This is a genomic window from Pseudomonas sp. DCB_BI (genome assembly GCF_026240995.1).
GTDB lineage: Bacteria > Pseudomonadota > Gammaproteobacteria > Pseudomonadales > Pseudomonadaceae > Aquipseudomonas.
Window position 1 is genome coordinate 92,496 of sequence record NZ_JAPFCG010000018.1, and the last position, 22,617, is coordinate 115,112.

Sequence of the window (22,617 nt, forward strand, 5' to 3'; positions counted from 1 at the left end):
GGGCAGGGGCAAATGCCTACTGTATAAATGTTCACCTCTCGCGCTGCCACCCATCGGCCAGGACGGTTCTGGTTTTCACGATGGGTGCAGGGTGCTCAGCGCAACCATGCCCTGCCGGTATGTGCCAGCAACTGATTGGCCTGCTCCGGGCCATTGCTGCCAGCAGCGTAGGGACGAGGTGCCTGAAAGTGCTCTTCCCAGCCCTTGAGCATGGAATCGACCCAGGCCCAGGCTGCTTCCACTTCGTCGCGGCGCATGAACAGTGTCGAATCGCCTTCCAGCACATCCAGCAACAGGCGCTCGTAGGCTTCCCAGCGACGAGTCTGGCTGAATACCTGAGCCAGGTTCAAGTCCAGGTCCACCGGCTCCAGGCGCATGCCTTTGCCCGGGCTCTTGGTCATCATGCGCAGGCTGATGCGTTCGTCCGGTTGCAGCTGAATCAGCAACTGGTTGACTTGGCCCCCGCTGAACAGCTCGTGCGGTACCGGTTTGAACTGGATGACGATCTGCGACGAACGCCGCGCCATGCGCTTTCCGGTACGCAAGTAGAACGGCACGCCCGCCCAGCGCCAGTTGTCGATGTGGGCCTCGATAGCGACGAAGGTTTCAGTGTCGCTGTCGTTGTCGACGTCCTTTTCGAAGTAGTAGGCCGGCACTTCCTGGCCGCCGATTCGCCCGGCCCCATACTGGCCGCGCACGGTCTTGTCCTGCACGTCCTGGCCGGTGATCGGCTTGAGCGCGCGCAGGATCTTCACCTTTTCGTCGCGTACCGCCTCGGCCTCGAACTGCGCCGGTGGCTCCATGGCCACCAGGCACAGCAGCTGCAGAAGGTGGTTTTGCAGCATGTCGCGGATTGCCCCGGCGCGGTCGTAGTAGGCACCGCGGTTCTCTACACCCAGCGTTTCGCAGACGCTGATCTGCACATGATCGACCTGGCTGTTGCGCCACACCGGCTCCAGCAGGGCGTTGGCGAAGCGCAGCGCCATCAGGTTCTGCACGGTTTCCTTGCCCAGGTAGTGGTCGATGCGGAACACCTGGTTTTCCTCGAACACCGCGCCAATCGCTTCGTTGATGGCAGTGGCCGATTCCAGCGAGTGGCCGATGGGCTTTTCCAGCACGATGCGCGCTTCGCTGTCGGCCAGGCCGGCAACGCGCAGGTGGTTGGCAATCGGTACGAACAGGTTGGGTGCCGTGGCCAGGTAAAAGATGCGCGTCAGCCCGCCTGGCTCGCCCAGGTAGCGTGCCAGGCGGCCAAAGTCGGCGCTCTGCGAGGCATCCATGGGAAAATAGTCGAGCCGCGCGGAAAACCGCTGCCAGACTTCTTCGTCGAAGTCGCTGCGGGCAACCTGTGCACGGCAATGGCGTTCGGCGAGTTTCAGGTAGTCGTTGCGTGGCAAGTTGCGTCGGGCCAGCGCGATGACCCGCACGGCAGGGTTCAGACGGGCCTCGCGGAACAGGTGGTAGAGCGCCGGAAGCAATTTGTGCAGGGCCAGATCGCCGGTGCCGCCGAAGACCAGAATGTCGCAAGGAATAGTCAAACCGCCACTCTCCACGTTCGTTTAACTGGGCGGGTTGGCGTCCATGTAGTATAACTACAAGAAAGCTACAACCCGGCCAGCCGATCATAACCGAGTCCCGCCCGTGAATCTGTTGCAACATATCGCCCAATCGCGCCACCTGCTGCGCAAATCGGAATTGAAAGTGGCCGACCATGTGCTGCTCGACCCGGCTGCCGTCATGCACAGCTCAATGGCCGACTTGGCGCACAGCGTGGGTATCAGCGAGCCGACCATCGTGCGATTCTGCCGAGCCATCGGCTGCTCGGGCTTTCAGGACCTGAAGCTGAAGCTGGCGCAAAGCCTGGCTGCCGGGGCCAGTTTCGGCCAGTTCGCCATCCATGAAGACGACTCGGTCGCCGACTACAGCCTGAAGATTTTCGACACCACCCTGCACACCCTGATGGAAGTGCGCGAGCATCTCGACCCGCAGGCGCTGCAACAGGCGGTGAGTGCCATGGCCCAGGCGCAGCGTGTGGAGTTCTACGGGTTTGGTGCCTCCGGCGCGGTGGCGGCCGATGCCCAGCACAAGTTCTTCCGCCTGCTGCTCAGCGCGGCGGCATATTCCGACCCGCACATGCAGGCAATGTCGGCCGTTACCCTGAAACCAGGCGATGTGGCGGTGTGCATTTCCCAGTCGGGCCGCTCCAAAGACCTGCTGATCACCGCCAACCTGGTGCGTGAGAGCGGTGCCAACCTGATAACCCTGTGCCCCAGCCAGACGCCTCTGGCCGAGTTGTCGACCGTCAACCTGGCGATCGACGTGCATGAAGACACCGAAATCTATACCCCGCTGACCTCGCGGATCGCCCACCTGGTAGTGATCGACGTGCTGGCCATGGGCGTGGCCATGGCGCGCGGGCCGAGCCTGGTCAACCACCTCAAGAGTGTGAAGCGCAGCTTGCGCAGCCTGCGTTTGTCGCCCAAGTCGATCAAGGCTACCGACGATTGAGATGAATGGCCTGTGCTGGCCTTATGGTTGGCACAGGCAGTGAAGATTCACGATTTTGTCACCATTCCTCAGCCAAACCGTAAACCTCTAAGGCCAGTCTGAAGTTCCCGCATCCTATCTGGGAGACAGGCAATGGCTCGTGACTTCGACGGAACGTACCAACCCAACGCCAAAGCTCGCAAGCAGCAGGAAAAGGACCAGCGCCGCATGGAGTACCGCCGCGCGATCGAGAGCTATTGCGACCAGCGGCAGCTGCTGCGCGACTTGGCGGATTATCCCGAGCTGCAGGAACTCACGGTGTGGCAGGCGTCGGCGGCAATTTCCCCGAAAAACGCTCAACCAGCGCGCTGATCAACGCACGTTCGCCGCGGATGAACGCCAGAAAGGCCAAGGCCACCGGTGACTGCCGCTTGGCCTTGGCCTGAACCACGCACCAACTGCGGTACAGGGGCAGCTCCTCCACGGGCAGCTCTTTCAGTACGCCCGTAGCCAGCTCGAGGTTCACCGCATGGCGGGTCAACAGGGCGATGCCCAGCCCGGCGATCACGCATTCGCGCTGGGCATCGGCCGAGGCCACTTCGAGGGTTTGGGTGAAGTGCACGCGCTTGTCCTTGAAGTACTCTTCACACGCCTTGCGCGTGCCCGAGCCTTGCTCGCGCACCAGCAGGGTGTGAGGCTCCAGATCCTGCAGGCGCAGTTCTTCCAGTTTGCACAGCGGGTGCTCGGGGGGAGCAACGGCAATTATCGGGTTGTTGAGGAACGGCAGAAACTCCAGGCCCATGTCCTGCGGCACCATGGACATGATGATCAGGTCGTCGCGGTTGTCGGAAAGGCGGCGGATGGCCTGAGCGCGGTTGACCACCGTGAGGGTCAGGTTGACCTCCGGGTGACGCTGCTTGAAGGCGGCGAACAGGTGTGGCACGAAGTACTTGGCACTGGACTCGATCGCCAGCTTCAACTGCCCCTGCAGTGAGCCCTGCATGTCCGACAACTGCATGTCCAGGCTCTCCAGCCGCCCGAAGATGTCACGGCTGGCGCGCTGCAGGGCCTCGGCCGCTTCGGTCAGGTACAGCTTTTTGCCCACATACTCGAACAGCGGCTGGCCAATCAGCTCTTCAAGCTGGCGGATTTGTAGACTTACGGCGGGTTGCGTCAGCGCCATCTCCTCGGCCGCCCGGCTATAAGAACGCAAATCGCATACCTCATTGAAGATCTGCAATTGACGCAAAGTCATACGCATCAAGGACTTACGCATTTTATAGGGGCTCTTCGGCAATACCTTGTTACCTAACTATAAGCTTTTGCTAATACAGCCCCTAACAAATATTGATTTTTGTTTATCGACCTACAGCGCTAGGGTGAATGTGCGACTGGCCAGCAACGTCTGGTCACGCGCCGACCGGTAGAACCGGCTCGACTGTTCCTACGGCTTTGGGAAGACTCCAGTGATAAAAAAAATCCTGATCGCCAACCGGGGTGAAATCGCAGTTCGGATCGTGCGTGCCTGCGCCGAGATGGGCATTCGCTCGGTAGCGATCTATTCCGACGCCGACCGCCACGCCTTGCATGTCAAGCGTGCCGACGAAGCACACAGCATTGGTGCCGAGCCACTGGCCGGTTACCTGAACCCGCGCAAGCTGGTGAACCTGGCTGTGGAAACAGGCTGCGATGCCCTGCACCCGGGCTATGGTTTCCTGTCGGAAAACGCCGAACTGGCAGAGATCTGCGCCGAGCGCGGAATCAAGTTCATCGGCCCGGCCGCCGACGTGATTCGCCGCATGGGCGACAAGACCGAAGCGCGCCGCACCATGATCGCCGCTGGTGTGCCGGTAACCCCGGGCACTGAAGGCAACGTGGCCGATATCCATGAAGCCCTGAGTGAGGGTGAGCGCATTGGTTACCCGGTGATGCTCAAGGCTACCTCCGGTGGTGGCGGCCGAGGCATTCGTCGCTGCAACAGCCGTGAAGAACTGGAACAGAACTTCCCACGGGTAATTTCCGAGGCGACCAAGGCCTTTGGTTCGGCCGAAGTGTTCCTGGAAAAGTGCATCGTCAACCCCAAGCACATCGAAGCGCAGATCCTCGGTGACAGCTTCGGCAACGTGGTGCACCTGTTCGAGCGCGACTGCTCGATCCAGCGCCGTAACCAGAAGCTCATCGAAATTGCCCCAAGCCCACAGCTCACCCCCGAGCAGCGCGCCTACATCGGCGACCTGGCGGTGCGTGCAGCCAAGGCGGTGAACTACGAGAACGCCGGTACCGTGGAGTTCCTGCTCGCCGATGGCGAGGTGTACTTCATGGAAATGAACACCCGGGTGCAGGTGGAACACACCATCACCGAAGAAATTACCGGTATCGACATTGTCCGTGAGCAGATCCGCATTGCGTCTGGCCTGCCGCTTTCGGTGAAGCAGGAAGATATCCAGCACCGCGGTTATGCGCTGCAGTTCCGTATCAACGCGGAAGACCCCAAAAACAACTTCCTGCCCAGCTTCGGCAAGATCACCCGTTACTACGCCCCCGGTGGCCCGGGCGTGCGTACCGATACGGCGATCTACACCGGCTACACCATTCCACCGTTCTACGACTCCATGTGCCTGAAACTGGTGGTGTGGGCGTTGACCTGGGAAGAAGCCATGGACCGCGGCCTGCGGGCCCTGGACGACATGCGCGTGCAAGGGGTGAAGACCACCGCCGCGTACTACCAGGAAATTCTGCGCAATCCGGAATTCCGTAGCGGCCAGTTCAACACCAGCTTCGTTGAAAGCCACCCGGAACTGACCAACTACTCGATCAAGCGCAAACCCGAAGAGCTGGCCCTGGCCATCGCCGCCGCCATCGCCGCCCACGCAGGCCTGTGAGGAACCCCATAATGTCCAAGAAAATTCACGTAACCGACACGATCCTGCGCGACGCCCACCAGTCCCTGCTGGCTACCCGCATGCGTACCGAAGACATGCTGCCGATCTGCGACAAGCTCGACAAGGTTGGCTACTGGTCGCTGGAAATGTGGGGCGGCGCCACTTTCGACGCCTGTGTGCGCTTCCTCAAGGAAGACCCGTGGGAGCGACTGCGCAAGCTGCGTGCAGCGCTGCCCAACACCCGCCTGCAAATGCTGCTGCGCGGCCAGAACCTGCTGGGCTACCGCCACTACAGCGACGACGTGGTCAAGGCCTTCGTTGCCAAGGCGGCGGTCAACGGCATTGACGTGTTCCGCATTTTCGACGCCATGAACGACGTGCGTAACCTGCGTGTGGCCATCGAGGCGGTCAAGGCTGCTGGCAAACACGCTCAGGGCACCATCGCCTACACCGTCAGCCCGGTGCATACCATCGAAGCCTTCGTGAACCAGGCCAAGCAGATGGAAGCCATGGGTTGTGACTCGATCGCGATCAAGGACATGGCCGGCCTGCTGACGCCGTTCGCTACCGGCGAACTCGTCCGGGCGCTGAAGGCCGAGCAGTCGCTGCCGGTGTTCATCCACTCGCACGACACCGCCGGCCTGGCTGCCATGTGCCAGCTCAAGGCTGTGGAAAACGGCGCCGACCACATCGACACCGCCATCTCCAGCTTCGCCTGGGGCACCAGCCACCCGGGTACCGAGTCGATGGTTGCTGCGCTCAAAGGCAGCGAGTTCGACACCGGCCTGGACCTGGAACTGCTGCAGGAAATCGGCCTGTACTTCTATGCCGTGCGCAAGAAGTACCACCAGTTCGAGAGCGAGTTCACCGCCGTGGACACGCGTGTTCAGGTCAACCAAGTGCCGGGCGGCATGATTTCCAACCTCGCCAACCAGCTCAAGGAGCAGGGCGCGCTCAACCGCATGAACGAAGTACTGGCCGAGATCCCGCGTGTGCGTGAAGACCTTGGTTTCCCGCCGTTGGTAACCCCGACTTCGCAGATCGTTGGTACCCAGGCGTTCTTCAACGTGCTGGCCGGCGAGCGCTACAAGACCATCACCAACGAGGTGAAGCTGTACCTGCAAGGCGGTTACGGCAAGGCCCCGGGCGTGGTCAACGAGCAACTGCGCCGCCAGGCCATCGGCAGCGAGGAAGTGATCGACGTGCGCCCAGCCGACCTGCTGAAGCCGGAAATGGCCAAGCTGCGTGGCGACATCGGCGCCCTGGCGCGTTGCGAAGAAGACGTGCTGACCTTTGCCATGTTCCCGGACATCGGCCGCAAGTTCCTTGAAGAGCGCGAAGCCGGCACGCTGACCCCTGAAGCCCTGCTGCCGATTCCGGAAGCCGGTGCCGTGGCGGCCCCTGGCGGGGAAGGCGTACCGACCGAGTTCGTCATTGACGTGCATGGCGAAACCTACCGCGTCGACATTACTGGCGTGGGTGTGAAGGCCGAAGGCAAGCGTCACTTCTACCTGTCGATCGACGGCATGCCCGAAGAAGTGGTGTTCGAGCCGCTCAACGAGTTTGTCGGCGGTGGCGGCAGCAAGCGCAAGCAAGCGAGCGCGCCGGGCCACGTCAGCACCAACATGCCAGGCAACATCGTCGATGTGCTGGTCAAGGAAGGCGACATGGTCAAGGCCGGCCAAGCGGTGCTGATCACCGAAGCCATGAAGATGGAGACCGAAGTGCAGGCCGCCATCGCTGGCAAGGTCGTGGCCATCCATGTGGCCAAGGGCGACCGTGTGACGCCGGGTGAGATCCTGATCGAGATCGAGGGCTGATTCAGCCCCCTTCATCTACAAGCGGTTTACCTCTGGGGAGCGGATGCTCCCCTTTTTTTCAGCCTTTGCGGCACACCTCAAGGGTTTCAACCTGCCCACCCGGTTGCTGATTCGTTTCGCTCAACCACCGCTCAAACCCAGCAGCCACTTGCGGCCACTCATCATCGGTAATCGAATACCACGCCGTATCGCGGTTGTGGTCTTTCACGACCAGGTGCTTGCGGAACACCCCTTCGAACACAAAACCAAAGCGCTCCGCCGCGCGCTTGGAGCGGGCGTTGGCGTTGTTGCACTTCCACTCCAGCCGGCGGTTGCCCAGCTCGAAGCCCAGTTTGCCCAGCAGGTACACCGCCTCGGTGCCCCTTGGCGTGCGTTGCATGGCAGCGCCGAAGGCGATGTGGCCGATTTCGATGCGGCCGTGGTCGGGCACGATCGACATCAGGCTGAGAATTCCCTGGGCCTGGCCGCTGGGGCGGTCGATGATGGTGTAGTACAGCGGGTCGCGGCCTGCGGCGTTACCTTCCAGCCAGCGGTCGAAAGCGGCACGTTCGCTGAATGGGCCATAGGGTAGGTAGTCCCATAGCACGGGGTCTGAGCCCGGACCTTGCAGTGCCTCCCAGAGGTCATCGCCATGGCGTGCGGGCTCAAGCTTTTCCAGGCGAATGAAGCGGCCCTCTATCGGCTCGGCCTGGGGCGTTGCGGCGGGTTTCCAGTTCAGTGCATCTGTCATGTTCAACCTACAAGCCTTTGCGGAATTGAATGAAGCCCGAGCGCTCGGCAACCTGTTGGTACAGGCTGATGGCGGTGGCGTTGGTTTCGTGGGTCAGCCAGTGCACCTTGATGCAGTTGTCGGCCTTGGCAGTGGTGTAGACGTGCTCGATCAGCTGGCGGCCAATACCCAGTCCGCGCTGCGTGCTATCCACAAATAGGTCCTGCAGGTAGCAGGAATTCTCGATGCTCCAGTTGGAGCGATGGTAGATGAAGTTGACCATTCCCACGGCCTTGCCATCGATCCAGGCTAGCGCCGAATGGGTGGGTTCGCTGGGATCGAGCAGGCGCTGCCAGGTGCTGAGGCTGACGTCATCGGCGAGCTCGGTTTCGTAGAAGTGCAGGTAGGCTTGCCACAGGGCATGCCAGGCGGCGTGATCTTGAGCGGTGACGGGGCGCAGGGTAACGCTGGGCATGGGGTTATTCCCTTACAGTTGGCGCATGTGCGCGGCGAGTTGGTTGTCCATTTGATCGGGGCTGGCGCTCAGGCCTTCGCGCACGCCGATGATGTCCTGTTCGGAGCGGTTCTGGCTGAGCTTGCGCGCGCCTTGCAGGCGGGTGATCGGCAGGCGAATACCGACGATGGCGCGCAGCATGCCGTCGAGGTAGTCGGCGGGGGCATCGGTGACTTTCCACGGTTCACTGCGGCCGCGCTCATGCCGGTCGGTCAGGCGGCTGACAATCGCCAGCAGTGGCTCCGCGTCGTGGATCACTTCAGCCGCGCCATAGGCGTGCACGGCCAGGTAGTTCCAGGTCGGCACGACTTTGGGGTTATCGGCCTTGCTCGGGTAGTAGCTGGGGCTGACATAGGCATCGGCCCCAGGGAACACCAGCATCGCTTCAGCCCCCAGCGCCAGGTCCTGCCATTGGCGATTGGCGCGTGCCAGGTGAGCATAGACGGTACCGAATTCGCCTTCGGCGGTATCCACCAGAACCGGAAGGTGCGTGGCCAGCAGGCCTTGTTCGCCGTGGCTGACCAGCACGGCCAGGCGGGTGTCGAGCATATGCTGATGCAGGCGAGCGAGGTCGTGTTCCTGGTGGGGCTTGCTGTTGTACATGGCTGGGGTCCTTGTGGAATGGCTTCATCCTAGGCAGGCTATTGGCTCTGGGTAAGAGCCATTCCTAGCTGTTTTCATAGGTCCAATGCCATGAGCGAACGCCCCCTCATCCTGCCTTTCGACCCCGCCGGGATCGCCTTGGATCGTCGCCGCGGGCTGAGCCAGCAGCTCTACCAGGCGCTGCGCGCACGCGTACTGGACGGGCGCCTGAGCAGTGGCACGCGGTTGCCGGCCAGTCGTGATCTGGCCGCTATGCTGGCGTTGTCACGCAACAGCGTAGTGCGTGCTTACGATCAACTCTATGCCGAGGGCTACATCGAGAGCCGGGTCGGCGATGGCACATACGTCAGTCGGCTGCCGAAATTATCCACACAAGTATCCACAGGGTTATCCCGGGGGTTATCAACAGGTTTATCCACATTTTGCTCTGATGATACTGAGGATTTATCCAGCAAGCGTCCTATCAGCGAGCCTTTGCAGCGCCTGAAAAATAACCACTTGCCGCCGCCGAGAAGTGGCGAGCCACGTGCATTTCGCGTCGGCATACCTGCGTTCGATTTGTTCCCATTTGACGTTTGGGCCAAGCTGCAGGCGGGTTTCTGGCGCAATCCATCTCCTGCGCATTTGGGCTATGGTGACCCCGCAGGCGAGCCTGCATTGCGCGAGCTGGTCGCCGCCTACCTGCGACGGTCAAGAGGGTTGAGCTGCACGGCTGAACAAATTGTGATCACCAGTGGCGCGCAGCAGGCAATCAGCCTTTGTGCACAGTTGCTGTTGCAGCCTGGCGACACGGTGGCTGTGGAAAACCCAGGCTATCGGGCGGCTGGTCACGCCTTTGCATTGGCCGGTGCCAGGGTGTCCGGTGTGCCGGTGGATGAAGAGGGAATGGACTGCAATCGGCTGGGGCAAGTGGCTGATTGCCGACTGGTCTATGTCACACCTGCGCACCAGTACCCGACCGGAGTGACCATGAGCCTGGCACGTCGTCTGGAGTTGCTGGCCTGGGCTGAGCGCAACGATGGCTGGGTCATAGAGGATGACTACGATGGCGAGTACCGCTACAGCGGTGCGCCCCTCGCCCCGCTGGCGGCTCTAGACCAGCATGGTCGGGTACTGTACGTCGGCACCTTTGGCAAGATCGCCTTCCCGGCGCTGCGCCTGGGCTACCTGGTACTGCCACCGCAGTTGGCGCAGGCCTTTAGCCAAGGCAGGGCGCTGGCGGTGCGACATTCGGAGGTCAGCAGCCAGTGCGTGATGGCCGAGTTCATGGCCCGTGGGCATTTTCAGCGGCATATACGGCGTATGCGTAAAGCGGCGTTGTGCCGGCGCAATGTGCTCAGCGCCGGCTGGCCTGTGGATGTTCCGGGCTTGGGAGCCATGCCCGAGGTGGCGGCGGGTCTGCATGTCAAAGTGGATGTGGATAACTTTGCGCTGGAGCAGGCGCTGGTGGCCAAGTCCGAGGCCGTAGGGGTGGAGGTGACGCCGCTGAGCAATTTCTGGTTGGCGGACAGCGAGGTGCCTGTGGATAAGCGCGCGGGGCTGGTGCTGGGGTTTGCTGCGGTGCCGGAAGGGGAGATTGCCGAGGCCTTGATTAAATTGCGCAAGGTTTGGCGGCCGTTTCGCGGGTGAACCCGCTCTCACAGGATCTGCGCCGCATCTGAGGTCGGCGCACGCCCTGTGGGTTCACCCGCGAAGAAGCAAACTCAGGTTCCGGATTTGATCCGCGTCCAGGCCCGAGTCCTGGCCCGCTCGGCATCCCTGGCCAACGGCTTGAGCGTATACAACTTGGCCATTGCCTCTGGCGTTGGGTACAGGTTGGGGTTGTTGCGAATCGCCGGGTTCACCTTGTCGGTGGCATCCTTGTTCGGGTTCGGGTAGCCGACAAAATCGCTGATCGGCGCAATCACCTCTGGGCGCAGCAGATAGTTGATGAACGCGTGGGCATCATCCGGGTTGGCCGCGTTTTTAGGGATCGCCAGCATGTCAAACCAGATTGGCGCACCCTCCTTGGGCAGGCGCATGTCCACCACCACGCCGTTTTTTGCCTCCTTGGCGCGGTTGGCGGCCTGCGAGAAGCTGCCGCTGTAGCCCACCGCCACGCAGATATCGCCGTTGGCCATGTCAGCCATGTACTTCGAGGAGTGGAAGTACGTGATGTGCGGACGAATCTTCAGCATCAGCTCCTCGGCCTTCTTGTAGTCGGCCGGTTTATCGCTGTTCGGTGGCAGGCCGAGATACTGCAGGGCCAGCGGCAGAATCTCGGACGGCGAGTCGAGCAGGGCCACACCGCACTGCTTGAGCTTGGCGATGTTCTCTTCCTTGAAAATCAGGTCCCAGCTGTCTACCGGTGCGTTGTCGCCCAGCGCAGCCTTGACCTTGGCCGGGTTGAAGCCGATCAGCACGGTGCCGTACATGTACGGGACAGCAAACTTGTTGCCTGGGTCGTTGGCTTCTATCAACTTCATCAGCGACGGGTCCAGGTGCTGCCAGTTCGGCAACTTGCTGCGGTCCAGCGGCTGGAATACCCCGGCTTCGATCTGCTTGGCGAGGAACACGTTGGACGGTACCACCACGTCATAGCCGGAATTGCCGGTTAGCAGCTTGGCCTCCAAGGCCTCGTTGGTATCGAAGATGTCGTATACCAGCTTGACGCCGCTGTCCTTCTGGAAGTCGGTCAAGGTCTGCGGGGTGATGTAATCGAACCAGTTATACACACGCAGGGTGCGCTGCTCGGCTTGGGCCTGCAGGGCTCCGGTGAGCAGGGTGGCAGCGATGAACGGGGCGAGCAGGCGCTTGAGTCGGACCATTATCGGGCTCCTGGCTGGGCGCGCTGGAAGCCTTCCAGCACATTGACTGCGTTGATACCGATTTCTTCCACAGCGTAGCCGCCTTCCATCACGAACAGGGTGGGCTTGCCGAGCTGGCCGATGCGCTTGCCCATTTCCAGATAGTCAGGGCTGTCCAGCTTGAACTGCGAGATCGGGTCGTCCTTGAAGGTGTCCACGCCCAGCGATATCACCAGCACGTCGGCGTCATAGCGGGCGATGCGCTGGCAGGCATCTTCCAGGGCGGCGCTCCAGGCTGCCCAGTCGCTGCCGGCCGGTAGGGGGTAGTTGATGTTGCAGCCCTCGCCGGCACCCTCACCGGTTTCATCGGCATAGCCGAGGAAGAACGGGAACTCGTCCTGCGGGTCGCCGTGGATCGAGGCGAAAAACACGTCGTCGCGGCTGTAGAAGATGTCCTGGGTGCCGTTGCCATGGTGGTAGTCGACATCGAGGATGGCGACCTTGCGCCGGCCCTGGTCAAGGAAGGCCTGGGCGGCGATGGCGGCGTTGTTCAGGTAGCAGTAGCCACCCATTACTTCGCCAGCCGCGTGATGCCCTGGTGGGCGGCACAGGGCAAAGGCGGAATGCGCGCCTTGCTGGATGGCTGCCTGAGCGGTAAGGGCGACCTGGGCGGCGCTGTAGGCGGCCTGCCAGGTACCGGCGGTAATCGGCGCGCCGGCATCGAAGCTGTAGTAGCCCAGTTCGCCGTGCAGGCCCGTGGGTTTTACCTGGCGTAGGGTACGTGCAGGCCAGGTGAACGGCAGCAGGTCGCCTTCCTGGCCCATGGCGGCCCAGCGCGCCCAGGCGCCTTCGAAGAAGTCCAGGTAGTCGGCACTGTGGATACGCAGAAGCGGCGCACGGCCGAAGTCGGTGGGGCCCTGGATGTCACCCAGGTTGCGCTTTTTCACCTGATCGAGCACATGGTCAGCGCGCGAAGGCATTTCGAAGCAGGGCATCAGCTTGCCGTCGATCAGCTCGCAGCGGCCATGGTGCAGGCGGTGGTCATCGGAATAGATCGTCAGCATTGTTGTTCTCCGGTGGGTACTGGCGTGGGTCCATTGTCATGGGCGGGTCAGTAACGGAGAACGACGCAAACGGCCAAAAGGGGATCGATATGGCCAAGCTGTTTGGCCGCATTGTTTGTGCCGGCCCCTTCGCGGGCTCGCACGCGAAGGGAGCGCAACAGGTCAACCGCGAAAATGGCTGGGCGCCACGCCGCTCCAGCGCTGGAAGGCATGCCGAAAACTGGCTGTTTCACTGAACCCCAAGGTCTCGGCAATCCGGTAGATCGGCATCTGCTCGTCTGCCAGCAACTGCTTGGCCCGCTCGAACCTCAGTTCATCCAGCAACTGTTGATAACTGCAGCCCTGCGCCTGCAAATGCCGGCGCAGGGTGCGCGACGAGCAGTTCATCTGCCGCGCCAGCCCTTCCAGCCCCGGGGCCGCGTCCAGTTGTTGCGCCAGTAGTTGGCGAATTTTCCCCAGCCAGGCCTGCCGGCCGGTGAACTCCAGGTTCAGGCGTCGGCAGCGTTCGCTCATGGCCTTGTGGGTGATCGGGTCGGCCAGCGGCAACGGCGTCTCTAGCCAGCGCCTTTCGAAAGCGAAGGCGTTGTCCTCGGCAGCGAAACTTACGGGGCACTGGAAAGCACCGGCATAGCGCATATGGTAACCCGGGCGAGGGTGTTCGAAGCGGGCCCCCAGCAGTGGTAGTGGGCGGCCGAGCAGGTCGTCGCAGATAACCTTCAACGACACCAGGCAGAATTCGGCGTTGAAAGCGCTCAGCGCCGGGCTGTCGTGATAATCGCTGGCGCTGAACCACACGCGCTGCCCATCGTCGCGCAAGCGCAGCTTGAAGACTGTTCCCAGCAGTGCCGGATACTGCAACGCCAGGCTCAGGGCGTCACCCAAAGTGGCACTGGAGAGCAAGGCGTAACCGAGCATGCCGTAGCACGACACATGCATACGTTGGCCCAGTTCCAGGCCGATGTCCTCGCGCCGGGCCACGGCATTGGCGCACACCTGCAGTTCCTGCTGGGTAGTGATGCGCGCATCGGCAAGCCCCAGGTCTGCCGGGCCGATGCCGCTGCCGGCCAACAGCGCCGAAGCCTCGCAACCGTCTGCCTGGAAGACGTTGAGGATCAGCGAAACCGCGTTGAGGGTGGTCAGGTGGCTGTGCAGCATGCTGGGTAATCCCTTTGCTTGGGATGCATTACGGAGCAAGTAGTGTGCCGTAATTCCGGTCGCTAACCGGGCCGACAATCCATCAGGCAAAAAAAAGGCCCGAAGCATTGGCTCGGGCCTTGAAAGGTTGAGAGGTGTCTAGTCCCTTAACCTGGTGAGACAGTGTGCAGCAGCCGGGTTACGCCTTCAGCGGAACCAGACGTGGAGCGATCATGTTTTCGGGACGCAGGATGTCGTTAAGCATCTCTTCATCCAGCAGCTTCTCTTCGCGTACCAGTTCCAGCACACCGCGGCCGCTTTCCAAGGCAACGCGGGCGATACGGGTGGCGTTTTCGTAGCCGATGTACGGGTTCAGTGCGGTGACCAGGCCGATCGAGTGCTCGACCAGTTCACGGCAGCGCTGTTCGTTGGCAGTGATGCCGACGATGCAGTGTTCGCGCAGCATGTCCATGGCGCGTTGCAGCAGGCGGATCGAGTCGAAGATCTTGTAGGCGATCAGCGGCTCCATCACGTTCAGCTGCAGCTGGCCACCTTCGGCGGCGACGGTCAGGGCCAGGTCGTTGCCCATGATGGCGAAGGCCACTTGGTTCACGGCTTCCGGGATAACCGGGTTGACCTTGCCTGGCATGATCGAGCTGCCTGGCTGACGCGCTGGCAGGTTGATCTCGTTGATGCCGGTACGCGGGCCGCTGGACAGCAGGCGCAGGTCGTTGCAGATCTTCGACAGCTTGACCGCAGTACGCTTGAGCATGCCCGAGAACAGCACGAAAGCGCCCATGTCGGAGGTGGCTTCGATCAGGTCGGCAGCCGGTACCAGCGGCTGGCCGCTGATGATTGCCAGGCGCTGTACGGCCAGGGCTTGGTAGCCAGGGTCGGCGTTGATGCCGGTGCCGATGGCGGTACCGCCCAGGTTGATTTCGGTCAGCAGTTCCGGAGCCAGCGAGCGCAGGCGCTGCAGGTCTTCGGTCATGGTGGTGGCGAAGGCACGAAATTCCTGGCCCAGGGTCATTGGCACCGCGTCCTGCAGCTGGGTACGGCCCATTTTCAGTACGTGGTCGAACTCTTTACCCTTGGCAGCGAAGGCCTGGATCAGGCTGTCGAGGCTGGCCAGCAGGGCGTCGTGACCCAGCAGCAGGCCCAGACGGATAGCAGTCGGGTAGGCGTCGTTGGTCGACTGCGCCATGTTCACATCGTTGTTCGGGTGCAGGTACTGGTACTCACCCTTCTGGTGGCCCATGGCCTCCAGCGCGATGTTGGCAATGACTTCGTTGGCGTTCATGTTGGTGGAAGTACCTGCACCACCCTGGATCATGTCGACCACGAACTGCTCGTGATAGTCGCCTTTGATCAGTCGACCGCAAGCAGCGCTGATGGCAGCATGCTTGGCATCGCTCAGGTGCCCCAGCTCTCGGTTGGCGTCAGCAGCGGCCTGCTTGACCATCGCCAGGCCGACTACCAGTTTCGGGTAGTGCGACAGCGGAACACCGGAGAGGTGGAAGTTGTTGGCAGCGCGCAGTGTCTGGATGCCGTAGTAAGCATCAGCAGGAACTTCAAGGGTGCCCAACAAATCTTTTTCGACGCGGAACGATGCAGCGGAGGACATGATGTATATCATCTCGATTTTGACCCGGCACATGCCGGAATGGCGCCAATCCTAGGCCTGAAGGTGATTTTGCGGCCAATGCTGTTGCACGCTAACCTATGCACAAACGGCATAGTGTTTCATGTGACGCCAATTGACATTCGAGCGTGTTCCATTTTGGTGCACGCCGGGAGATGTGCTTTGTGAACCTCGAAAGCAAATGGCTGGAAGACTTCAGCGCGCTGGCCGCTACCCGCAGTTTTTCCCAGGCGGCAGAGCGGCGTTTCGTCACCCAACCGGCCTTCAGCCGGCGTATTCGCAGCCTTGAAGCGGCCTTGGGCCTGCAACTGGTGAATCGTTCCCGCACGCCGATCGAACTGACCGAGGCCGGGCAGCTGTTTCTGGTCACAGCACGTACCGTTGTCGACCAGTTGGGCGAAATTCTGCGTCATTTGCATCACCTTGAAGGTGGCCAAGGCGAAGTGGTGCAGGTCGCCGCGGCACACTCCCTGGCATCGGGCTTTTTCCCGCGATGGGTGGCTCAGTTGCGCCACGACGGGCTGAACATCGCCACCCGCCTGGTTGCGACCAACGTAGGAGATGCCGTGCATGCATTACGCGAAGGGGGCTGCGACCTGATGCTGGCGTTCTACGACCCGGATGCAGCCTTGCAGATGGACGCCGAGATCTTCCCCTCGCTGCACATGGGCAACACCGAGATGCTGCCGGTGTGCGCCGTGGATGATGACTGCAAGCCATTGTTCGACCTGGAAGGTGAGGGCAGCGTGCCGCTGCTGGCCTATTCCGCTGGCGCCTTCCTCGGCCGTTCGGTCAACTTGCTGCTGCGCCAGCGCAACCTGCGCTATACCACCGTTTATGAAACCGCCATGGCCGACAGTCTCAAGAGCATGGCGCTGGAAGGCATGGGTATCGCCTGGGTGCCGCGCCTGTCTATGCGGGGCGAACTTGAGCGGGGCGAACTGGCGATCTGTGGCGGCAGCCAGTGGCACGTGCCGCTGGAAATCCGCCTGTACCGCTGCGCGCTGGTGCGCAAGGCCAACGTCAGGCTGTTGTGGCGCAAGCTCGAGGGTGCCGCAGCGGTTGACCCAAAAGTCAGTCAAAGCCCCGAAAAATAAGGGGCGACAGTTGGTCGCCGGGGTGCCTTAAACGCACCACCTTACGGTATACTGCGCGGCCTTTCGACCGGATGTGTCCGGTTCTGATCAGCAAACAAGCCACGCCGGTCGTCCCGCGTGGCTTGTTGTTTTTTGACGCGCCCAAGGGCGCACAAGCGAAGAGGCTCGACGATGAGTGCACTGGTTGGCGTGATCATGGGCTCCAAGTCCGATTGGTCCACCCTTAGCCACACCGCCGATATGCTGGAAAAACTCGGCATTCCCTACGAAGTGAAGGTGGTTTCTGCCCACCGCACCCCGGATCTGCTGTTCCAGTATGCCGAGGAGGCCGAGGGCCGTGGCATTGAGGTGATCATCGCCGGTGCCGGTGGCGCAGCCCACCTGCCAGGCATGTGCGCCGCCAAGACCCACCTGCCGGTGCTGGGTGTGCCGGTGCAGTCGTCGATGCTGTCGGGCGTCGATTCGCTGTTGTCGATCGTGCAGATGCCCGCCGGTGTGCCAGTTGCCACCCTGGCCATCGGTCGTGCCGGCGCGGTCAACGCAGCGCTGCTGTCGGCCAGCATCCTTGGCGCCAAGTATCCGCAGTACCACGCGGCACTGAAGCAGTTCCGCACGGAACAGACCGACACCGTGCTGGATAATCCAGACCCGCGCCAGGCTTGAGGCTCAACCCATGAAGATCGGTGTAATCGGTGGCGGCCAGCTGGGCCGCATGCTGGCCCTGGCGGGTACTCCGCTGGGCATGAACTTCGCCTTCCTCGACCCGGCACCGGACGCCTGCGCGGCGCCCCTGGGCGAGCACCTGCGTGCCGACTATGGCGATCAGGACCACCTGCGCCAGTTGGCCGACGAGGTCGACCTGGTCACCTTCGAGTTCGAAAGCGTCCCGGCCGAGACCGTGGCCTTCCTCTCGCAGTTCGTGCCGGTGTACCCCAGCGCCGAAGCGTTGCGCATTGCCCGCGACCGCCTGTTCGAAAAGAGCATGTTCCGCGACCTGGGTATCCCCACCCCAGCCTTTGCGGACATCCTCTCCCAGGCAGACCTGGACGCTGCGGTGGCCAGCATCGGCCTGCCGGCCGTGCTGAAAACCCGCACCCTGGGCTATGACGGCAAGGGCCAGAAGGTGCTGCGCACGCCAGAAGACGTGGTAGGCACCTTCGCCGAACTGGGCAGCGTCCCGTGCCTGCTGGAAGGCTTCGTGCCGTTCACTGGCGAAGTATCGCTGGTGGCCGTGCGTGCCCGTGATGGCGAAACCCGCTTCTACCCGCTGGTGCACAACACCCACGAGAGCGGCATCCTGCGCCTGTCGGTGGCCAGCCAGGCACACCCGCTGCAGGCCCTGGCCGAAGACTACGTCGGCCGTGTGCTGCAGAAGCTGGATTATGTGGGCGTGATGGCTTTCGAGTTCTTCGAAGTCGACGGCGGCCTGAAGGCCAACGAGATCGCCCCGCGTGTACATAACTCCGGGCACTGGACCATCGAAGGCGCCGAGTGCAGCCAGTTCGAGAACCACCTGCGCGCCGTTGCCGGCTTGCCGCTGGGCTCGACTGCCAAGGTGGGCGAGAGCGCGATGCTGAACTTCATCGGCGAAGTGCCGGCGGTGGAGCAGGTTGTCGCCATCGATGACTGCCACCTGCACCACTACGGCAAGGCCTTCAAGGTCGGCCGCAAGGTTGGCCACGCCACCCTGCGCTGCCGTGACATGGCCACCCTCGAGCGCAAGATTGCCGAAGTAGAGGCCCTGATCAGCAACTGATCGAACTTCTACATGCGCCATGCCCTCTGAAATGGCAACAAGCCGAAGTGCTGTCTAGGCTTCGGCTTGTTTCATATTCACTGCAGAGGGATTGCCATGGGCATCATTGGAACCATTTTCATCGGCCTCATCGTCGGCCTGCTGGCCCGTTTCATCAAGCCGGGCGACGACAGCATGGGCTGGATCATGACCATCCTGCTGGGTATCGCCGGCTCCCTGTTGGCCACCTATGGCGGCCAGGCCTTGGGCATTTACCAGGCCGGGCAGGCGGCGGGCTTCTTTGGCGCGCTGGTCGGTGCCGTTGTCCTTCTGGTGATCTACGGATTCATCAAGAAACGCTGAATACTGGTTAGAATGCCCGGCAATTCACCCGAGTTGCCGAGCATTGCCATGCGTGCCTTTTTTCTTATCCCCCTGCTGTTGGCCAGTACCCTGGCCCATGCCGAACTGCCCGAAACCGACTGGCTGGAGTTGATGCCGAAGTCGGACCAGAAGGCGCTCGAGCAAATGCCCGAAATCGATCACAACTCGCCGGAAACCATGGGCACCTTCACCGCCAAGGGTGGGCTCAAGCAGAGCAAGGGCCTGCCCGCGGTGATGTACTCGACCAAGACCGTTCCGGCCATGAATGGCAAGGACATCCGTCTGGGTGGCTACCCTGTGCCGCTGGAGAGTGACGCCAAGGGCAACAGCACATTGTTCTTCCTGGTGCCGTATCCGGGTGCGTGCATCCATGTGCCGCCACCGCCGCCCAACCAATTGGTACTGGTGCGCTACCCGAAAGGCCTGAAGATCGATGACATCTACACCCCGCTATGGGTCAGCGGCAAGCTGAAGGTGGAAAAAGTAAGCAATGACCTGGCCGACGCGGCCTATGCACTCGATGCGGGGAAAGTGAGGGTGGTGGAAGACGCAGACCTCTGATAATTGGCCCGGCCTCTTCGCGGGCTTGCTCGCGAAGAGGCCGGCAAAGTGCAGGGCTCAGATATTTTCACAACCGATCTGGACGCCCAGCGAATGACTCGCCCCAGGCTTCAAGTCCACCAGGTCATTCCACACATTCGCCGTCTCGATGCACAGCATCCGCTGCCAGCCATCATCAGCCATGTCCGCCAATGCCCTGGCCCGATCGGTCCAAGGGTTCCAGATCACCGCCGAGCGCGAGCCACTGCTGGTCAAGGTAATACGGCGGCTCCAATGCGGGTCGACAATGCTCAGCGTTTGCGGGGTGTCGAGGTAGATCCGGTCCGTCTCCCCGGCGAACTCGAGTGCCCCCTGTTGCTGGCGCTGCTCCCAGTCGGCCAAAGTCTCGATGTAGTCCAGCCCCTCGACCCCTTCGATACGCGTCTGGCGCACATCGCTGACGGCAAAGTAGCTGTGCAGGGCCTGGCTGATGGTCACCGGGCTATCGCCCATGTTGCGGCTTGTGAGTTTCAGCGCCAACGCTTCGCCCAGCTCCACTACCAGCGTGAGCTCCACATTGTGCGGCCAGCCGGGCAGGTGGCTTTGGGCTTCTGGGAGGTTGAATTCGATGCGAAGGTTTTCGCCCGCTTCCTCGATACCCAGCAGCTGCCAGTCACGTGAGCGCGCCAGCCCGTGAGCAGGCGCCTGTTCGCCGTGGTACATAGCCTGAACGGCCTGGGGGTTGCGCTGCAGGTTGCCGAACCACGGCCAGCACACCGGCACACCGGCACGGACCGACTTGCCCTCGCGGAAGATCGCCTGGTCACTCAGCCACAGCAGCGGCGGCTCGCCGACCCGCTGGTAGCTGAGGATCTGCGCGCCCTGCTGGGCGATCAGGAGTTCGGCGCGGTCGCTGCTGATACGCCAGCAGTTCAGTTCGCCATGTTGCTCGGTTACGACCTGGAAGGTAGCCATTGCATTCGTCTCATTGTATTGCCAGAAGGCCTTGGACCCTGGCTCATCCAATGAGTTTACCGCCGGCGTGGCTCAGCGACGAGGCACGGAGCGGGTGCGGCCACTGCCGTCGATGGCGACGAAGACGAATACCGCTTCGGTGACCTTGCGCCATTCGCTGGACAGTGGGTCGTCGCTCCACACCTCGACCATCATCTGGATCGAGCTGCGGCCGATTTCCAGCGTCTGGGTATAGAACGACAGCTGCGCGCCTACCGCAACCGGTACCAGAAAGGCCATGCGGTCGATGGCCACGGTCGCCACGCGGCCGCCGGCGACGCGGCTGGCCATGGCAGTGCCGGCCAGGTCCATCTGGGCAACCAGCCAGCCGCCGAAGATGTCGCCAAAGCCGTTGGTCTCGCGCGGCAGCGCGGTAATCTGCAAGGCCAGGTCGCCTTGCGGGATAGGATCTTCTTGTTCGAGCTCAATCATGCGATGGGGCCTCTGACCCGTGACGCTTTCGTTGGTGTGGCGCAAAGGCCGGGTAAACGATTCAGCTTGAAACATACTACGCCGATTTCGTTTCACTGGGCGGCCGTAGGGAAACTCTGCGAAACCGTCTGACATCAAGACCGACGTTTTCGCACAACATCCCACACTAGCAGCAACCTTTTTCCTACGAATCCCCAGTATATAGAGCATAACGGCCAGCGACGACCGCACATTCATGAATATCTGGAGGGATTTTGTATCGCTTTCAGCGCGGCTCGGCAATTTGCTATCTTCGCCTGTCTACCAATTCAGAAGCCGCGCGCCAAGCGGCCTGCATGCCCTACAAAGAGAACAACGAGCGATGACTTCCGTGCCGAGCAGTATCGAGCAGCCCTCGCGGCCGCTGACCCGCAGCGACTACAAGACCCTCTCACTGTCCGCCCTGGGCGGCGCGCTGGAGTTCTACGACTTCATCATCTTCGTGTTCTTTGCCACGGTGGTGGGCAAGTTGTTCTTCCCGGCCGACATGCCGGAGTGGCTGCGGCTGATGCAAACGTTCGGGATCTTCGCCGCCGGTTACCTGGCGCGGCCGCTGGGGGGCATCATCATGGCCCACTTCGGTGATTTGCTTGGTCGCAAGAAGATGTTCACCTTGAGCATATTCATGATGGCCCTGCCGACCCTGATCATGGGGTTGCTGCCGACGTATGCGCAGATCGGCATGTGGGCACCGATCCTGCTGTTGTTGATGCGCGTCATCCAGGGCGCGGCAATCGGCGGTGAAGTACCGGGTGCATGGGTGTTCGTCTCCGAGCACGTGCCGGCTCGCAACACCGGCTATGCCTGCGGCACTCTGACCGCTGGCCTGACTGCCGGCATCCTGCTGGGCTCGCTGGTAGCGACCCTGATCAACAGCGTGTACAGCGCGGAAGAAGTGGCTGACTACGCCTGGCGTATTCCGTTCCTGCTTGGCGGTGTGTTCGGCCTGTTCTCGGTGTACCTGCGCCGTTGGCTGCACGAAACCCCGGTGTTCGCCGAAATGCAGCAACGCAAGGCACTGGCCGAGGAGCTGCCGCTGCGCGCTGTGCTGCGCGACCACCGTGGCCCGATCATCCTGTCGATGTTGCTGACCTGGCTGCTTTCAGCCGGCATCGTGGTGGTCATCCTGATGACCCCGGCGCTGCTGCAGAGCTTCTACCACATCAGCGCGACCGACTCGCTCAAGGCCAACAGCCTGGCCATCGTGTTGCTCAGCTTCGGTTGTATTGGTGCCGGCAGCCTGGCCGACCGCTTTGGTGCGGGCCGAGTGTTCGTGATCGGCAGCCTGTTGTTGCTGGCCAGCTCCTGGACCTTCTACCACAGCCTGCCGACCCGGCCCGAGCTGCTGTTCCCGCTGTACGCGCTGACCGGCCTGTGCGTCGGCGTGATCGGCGCGGTGCCTTATGTAATGGTCAAGGCATTCCCCGCGGCGGTACGCTTCAGCGGGCTCTCGTTCTCGTACAACGTGGCCTACGCAATCTTCGGTGGTTTGACGCCGATGGTGGTGACCGCGCTGCTGAAAGTAAGCCCGATGGCGCCTGCCTACTACGTGGCAGGCCTGTGTGCCGTTGGTCTGGCCGTGGGCCTGTACCTGCTCGCCAACAAGCGCTGATCTGCGTTACGGCTACTCTTCGCGGCTAAAGCCGCGAAGAGGGCAGACCTGCCTTCAGTGATGGCCTTTCATCCATTTGTCACAATCAGGTCATATTGTATTCATGCGGCCTGCCGATACTTG

General features: G+C 61.9%; 22 protein-coding genes. 11 read left to right on the plus strand and 11 right to left on the minus strand.

Annotated elements, in window-relative coordinates; translation table 11 throughout:
- Positions 1-95: 95 nt before the first annotated feature.
- Positions 96-1,538, minus strand: coding sequence for a glucose-6-phosphate dehydrogenase (gene zwf, locus OO258_RS19700; RefSeq protein ID WP_266032124.1), 1,443 nt, complete (start codon positions 1,536-1,538; stop codon positions 96-98).
- Between the two features lie 103 nt (positions 1,539-1,641).
- Here zwf and hexR point away from each other — a divergent pair, with 103 nt between their 5' ends.
- A complete protein-coding gene (hexR, locus tag OO258_RS19705; protein ID WP_003253273.1) occupies positions 1,642-2,508 on the plus strand; it encodes a transcriptional regulator HexR in 867 nt (288 codons plus the stop codon).
- A gap of 132 nt (positions 2,509-2,640) precedes the next feature.
- The gene (locus tag OO258_RS19710) at positions 2,641-2,859 is read left to right on the plus strand and encodes a PA3496 family putative envelope integrity protein (protein WP_110743460.1); all 219 of its coding nucleotides are present in this window, start codon (positions 2,641-2,643) and stop codon (positions 2,857-2,859) included.
- Here OO258_RS19710 and OO258_RS19715 read toward each other — a convergent pair.
- Positions 2,801-3,748, minus strand: coding sequence for a LysR family transcriptional regulator (locus OO258_RS19715; protein ID WP_266032158.1), 948 nt, complete (start codon positions 3,746-3,748; stop codon positions 2,801-2,803). The genes OO258_RS19710 and OO258_RS19715 overlap by 59 nt on opposite strands.
- A gap of 205 nt (positions 3,749-3,953) precedes the next feature.
- Between OO258_RS19715 and OO258_RS19720 the strand changes: the two genes are divergently transcribed.
- On the plus strand, positions 3,954-5,369 hold the full coding sequence (locus tag OO258_RS19720) for an acetyl-CoA carboxylase biotin carboxylase subunit (protein ID WP_016489867.1): 1,416 nt from the start codon (positions 3,954-3,956) through the stop codon (positions 5,367-5,369).
- An 11-nt stretch (positions 5,370-5,380) separates the two neighbouring features.
- Complete coding sequence (oadA, locus tag OO258_RS19725; RefSeq protein WP_110743457.1) at positions 5,381-7,189, plus strand: sodium-extruding oxaloacetate decarboxylase subunit alpha; 1,809 nt, start codon at positions 5,381-5,383, stop codon at positions 7,187-7,189.
- Between the two features lie 58 nt (positions 7,190-7,247).
- On the opposite strand, the gene OO258_RS19730 is transcribed toward oadA, so the two are convergent.
- Genes OO258_RS19730 through OO258_RS19740 form a run of 3 tightly spaced genes read right to left on the minus strand, consistent with a single transcriptional unit; the run spans position 7,248 to position 9,015 of the window.
- Entirely contained in the window at positions 7,248-7,919 is a 672-nt protein-coding gene (locus OO258_RS19730) for a GNAT family N-acetyltransferase (RefSeq protein WP_266032125.1), read from the minus strand.
- Between the two features lie 7 nt (positions 7,920-7,926).
- Positions 7,927-8,373, minus strand: a complete 447-nt coding sequence (locus OO258_RS19735; protein WP_266032126.1) for a GNAT family N-acetyltransferase — start codon at positions 8,371-8,373, stop codon at positions 7,927-7,929.
- Between the two features lie 12 nt (positions 8,374-8,385).
- A complete protein-coding gene (locus OO258_RS19740) occupies positions 8,386-9,015 on the minus strand; it encodes an FMN-binding negative transcriptional regulator (RefSeq protein WP_266032127.1) in 630 nt (209 codons plus the stop codon).
- 90 nt (positions 9,016-9,105) lie between these two features.
- Between OO258_RS19740 and OO258_RS19745 the strand changes: the two genes are divergently transcribed.
- Positions 9,106-10,644, plus strand: a complete 1,539-nt coding sequence (locus tag OO258_RS19745) for a PLP-dependent aminotransferase family protein (protein ID WP_266032128.1) — start codon at positions 9,106-9,108, stop codon at positions 10,642-10,644.
- Between the two features lie 74 nt (positions 10,645-10,718).
- Here the strand turns inward: OO258_RS19745 and OO258_RS19750 are convergent, their stop codons facing one another.
- The 4 genes from OO258_RS19750 to aspA form a co-directional block, all read right to left on the minus strand.
- On the minus strand, positions 10,719-11,822 hold the full coding sequence (locus OO258_RS19750; protein ID WP_266032129.1) for a polyamine ABC transporter substrate-binding protein: 1,104 nt from the start codon (positions 11,820-11,822) through the stop codon (positions 10,719-10,721).
- Positions 11,822-12,865, minus strand: a complete 1,044-nt coding sequence (locus OO258_RS19755) for a histone deacetylase family protein (RefSeq protein WP_266032130.1) — start codon at positions 12,863-12,865, stop codon at positions 11,822-11,824. The genes OO258_RS19750 and OO258_RS19755 overlap by 1 nt, the downstream gene beginning before the upstream one ends.
- Before the next feature lie 162 nt (positions 12,866-13,027).
- The gene (locus tag OO258_RS19760; protein ID WP_266032131.1) at positions 13,028-14,020 is read right to left on the minus strand and encodes an AraC family transcriptional regulator; all 993 of its coding nucleotides are present in this window, start codon (positions 14,018-14,020) and stop codon (positions 13,028-13,030) included.
- A 178-nt stretch (positions 14,021-14,198) separates the two neighbouring features.
- Entirely contained in the window at positions 14,199-15,623 is a 1,425-nt protein-coding gene (gene aspA / locus OO258_RS19765; RefSeq protein ID WP_110743606.1) for an aspartate ammonia-lyase, read from the minus strand.
- Positions 15,624-15,805: 182 nt separating this feature from the next.
- Between aspA and OO258_RS19770 the strand changes: the two genes are divergently transcribed.
- The 5 genes from OO258_RS19770 to OO258_RS19790 all read left to right on the plus strand — a co-directional run bounded on the left by OO258_RS19770 (position 15,806) and on the right by OO258_RS19790 (position 19,418).
- Positions 15,806-16,738 carry a LysR substrate-binding domain-containing protein gene (locus OO258_RS19770; RefSeq protein WP_266032132.1) on the plus strand — a complete coding sequence of 311 codons (933 nt, stop codon included), beginning with the start codon at positions 15,806-15,808 and terminating at the stop codon, positions 16,736-16,738.
- A gap of 171 nt (positions 16,739-16,909) precedes the next feature.
- Complete coding sequence (gene purE / locus OO258_RS19775; RefSeq protein ID WP_003253304.1) at positions 16,910-17,401, plus strand: 5-(carboxyamino)imidazole ribonucleotide mutase; 492 nt, start codon at positions 16,910-16,912, stop codon at positions 17,399-17,401.
- 10 nt (positions 17,402-17,411) lie between these two features.
- Positions 17,412-18,494, plus strand: a complete 1,083-nt coding sequence (locus OO258_RS19780; protein WP_266032133.1) for a 5-(carboxyamino)imidazole ribonucleotide synthase — start codon at positions 17,412-17,414, stop codon at positions 18,492-18,494.
- Positions 18,495-18,590: 96 nt separating this feature from the next.
- A complete protein-coding gene (locus OO258_RS19785) occupies positions 18,591-18,836 on the plus strand; it encodes a GlsB/YeaQ/YmgE family stress response membrane protein (RefSeq protein WP_010955824.1) in 246 nt (81 codons plus the stop codon).
- Positions 18,837-18,884: 48 nt separating this feature from the next.
- Positions 18,885-19,418, plus strand: a complete 534-nt coding sequence (locus tag OO258_RS19790; RefSeq protein ID WP_266032134.1) for a DUF3299 domain-containing protein — start codon at positions 18,885-18,887, stop codon at positions 19,416-19,418.
- A gap of 57 nt (positions 19,419-19,475) precedes the next feature.
- On the opposite strand, the gene OO258_RS19795 is transcribed toward OO258_RS19790, so the two are convergent.
- Both OO258_RS19795 and OO258_RS19800 read right to left on the minus strand, forming a co-directional pair.
- Complete coding sequence (locus tag OO258_RS19795) at positions 19,476-20,372, minus strand: D-hexose-6-phosphate mutarotase (protein WP_266032135.1); 897 nt, start codon at positions 20,370-20,372, stop codon at positions 19,476-19,478.
- Between the two features lie 72 nt (positions 20,373-20,444).
- Positions 20,445-20,843, minus strand: coding sequence for an acyl-CoA thioesterase (locus OO258_RS19800; protein ID WP_003253317.1), 399 nt, complete (start codon positions 20,841-20,843; stop codon positions 20,445-20,447).
- A 361-nt stretch (positions 20,844-21,204) separates the two neighbouring features.
- On the opposite strand from OO258_RS19800, the gene OO258_RS19805 reads away from it, so the two are divergent.
- Positions 21,205-22,494: an MFS transporter gene (locus OO258_RS19805; RefSeq protein WP_266032136.1), complete on the plus strand. Its 1,290-nt coding sequence runs from the start codon at positions 21,205-21,207 to the stop codon at positions 22,492-22,494.
- The last annotated feature ends 123 nt before the right edge of the window (positions 22,495-22,617 follow it).

Coding starts and splice junctions, on each gene's coding strand:
- OO258_RS19710 (WP_110743460.1), top strand. CDS start 2,641: ATGGCTCGTGACTTCGACGGAACGTACCAACCCAACGCCAAAGCTCGC.
- OO258_RS19715 (WP_266032158.1), bottom strand. CDS start 3,748: ATGCGTATGACTTTGCGTCAATTGCAGATCTTCAATGAGGTATGCGAT.
- oadA (WP_110743457.1), top strand. CDS start 5,381: ATGTCCAAGAAAATTCACGTAACCGACACGATCCTGCGCGACGCCCAC.
- OO258_RS19730 (WP_266032125.1), bottom strand. CDS start 7,919: ATGACAGATGCACTGAACTGGAAACCCGCCGCAACGCCCCAGGCCGAG.
- OO258_RS19735 (WP_266032126.1), bottom strand. CDS start 8,373: ATGCCCAGCGTTACCCTGCGCCCCGTCACCGCTCAAGATCACGCCGCC.
- OO258_RS19740 (WP_266032127.1), bottom strand. CDS start 9,015: ATGTACAACAGCAAGCCCCACCAGGAACACGACCTCGCTCGCCTGCAT.
- OO258_RS19745 (WP_266032128.1), top strand. CDS start 9,106: ATGAGCGAACGCCCCCTCATCCTGCCTTTCGACCCCGCCGGGATCGCC.
- OO258_RS19750 (WP_266032129.1), bottom strand. CDS start 11,822: ATGGTCCGACTCAAGCGCCTGCTCGCCCCGTTCATCGCTGCCACCCTG.
- OO258_RS19755 (WP_266032130.1), bottom strand. CDS start 12,865: ATGCTGACGATCTATTCCGATGACCACCGCCTGCACCATGGCCGCTGC.
- OO258_RS19760 (WP_266032131.1), bottom strand. CDS start 14,020: ATGCTGCACAGCCACCTGACCACCCTCAACGCGGTTTCGCTGATCCTC.
- aspA (WP_110743606.1), bottom strand. CDS start 15,623: ATGTCCTCCGCTGCATCGTTCCGCGTCGAAAAAGATTTGTTGGGCACC.
- purE (WP_003253304.1), top strand. CDS start 16,910: ATGAGTGCACTGGTTGGCGTGATCATGGGCTCCAAGTCCGATTGGTCC.
- OO258_RS19780 (WP_266032133.1), top strand. CDS start 17,412: ATGAAGATCGGTGTAATCGGTGGCGGCCAGCTGGGCCGCATGCTGGCC.
- OO258_RS19785 (WP_010955824.1), top strand. CDS start 18,591: ATGGGCATCATTGGAACCATTTTCATCGGCCTCATCGTCGGCCTGCTG.
- OO258_RS19790 (WP_266032134.1), top strand. CDS start 18,885: ATGCGTGCCTTTTTTCTTATCCCCCTGCTGTTGGCCAGTACCCTGGCC.
- OO258_RS19795 (WP_266032135.1), bottom strand. CDS start 20,372: ATGGCTACCTTCCAGGTCGTAACCGAGCAACATGGCGAACTGAACTGC.
- OO258_RS19800 (WP_003253317.1), bottom strand. CDS start 20,843: ATGATTGAGCTCGAACAAGAAGATCCTATCCCGCAAGGCGACCTGGCC.
- OO258_RS19805 (WP_266032136.1), top strand. CDS start 21,205: ATGACTTCCGTGCCGAGCAGTATCGAGCAGCCCTCGCGGCCGCTGACC.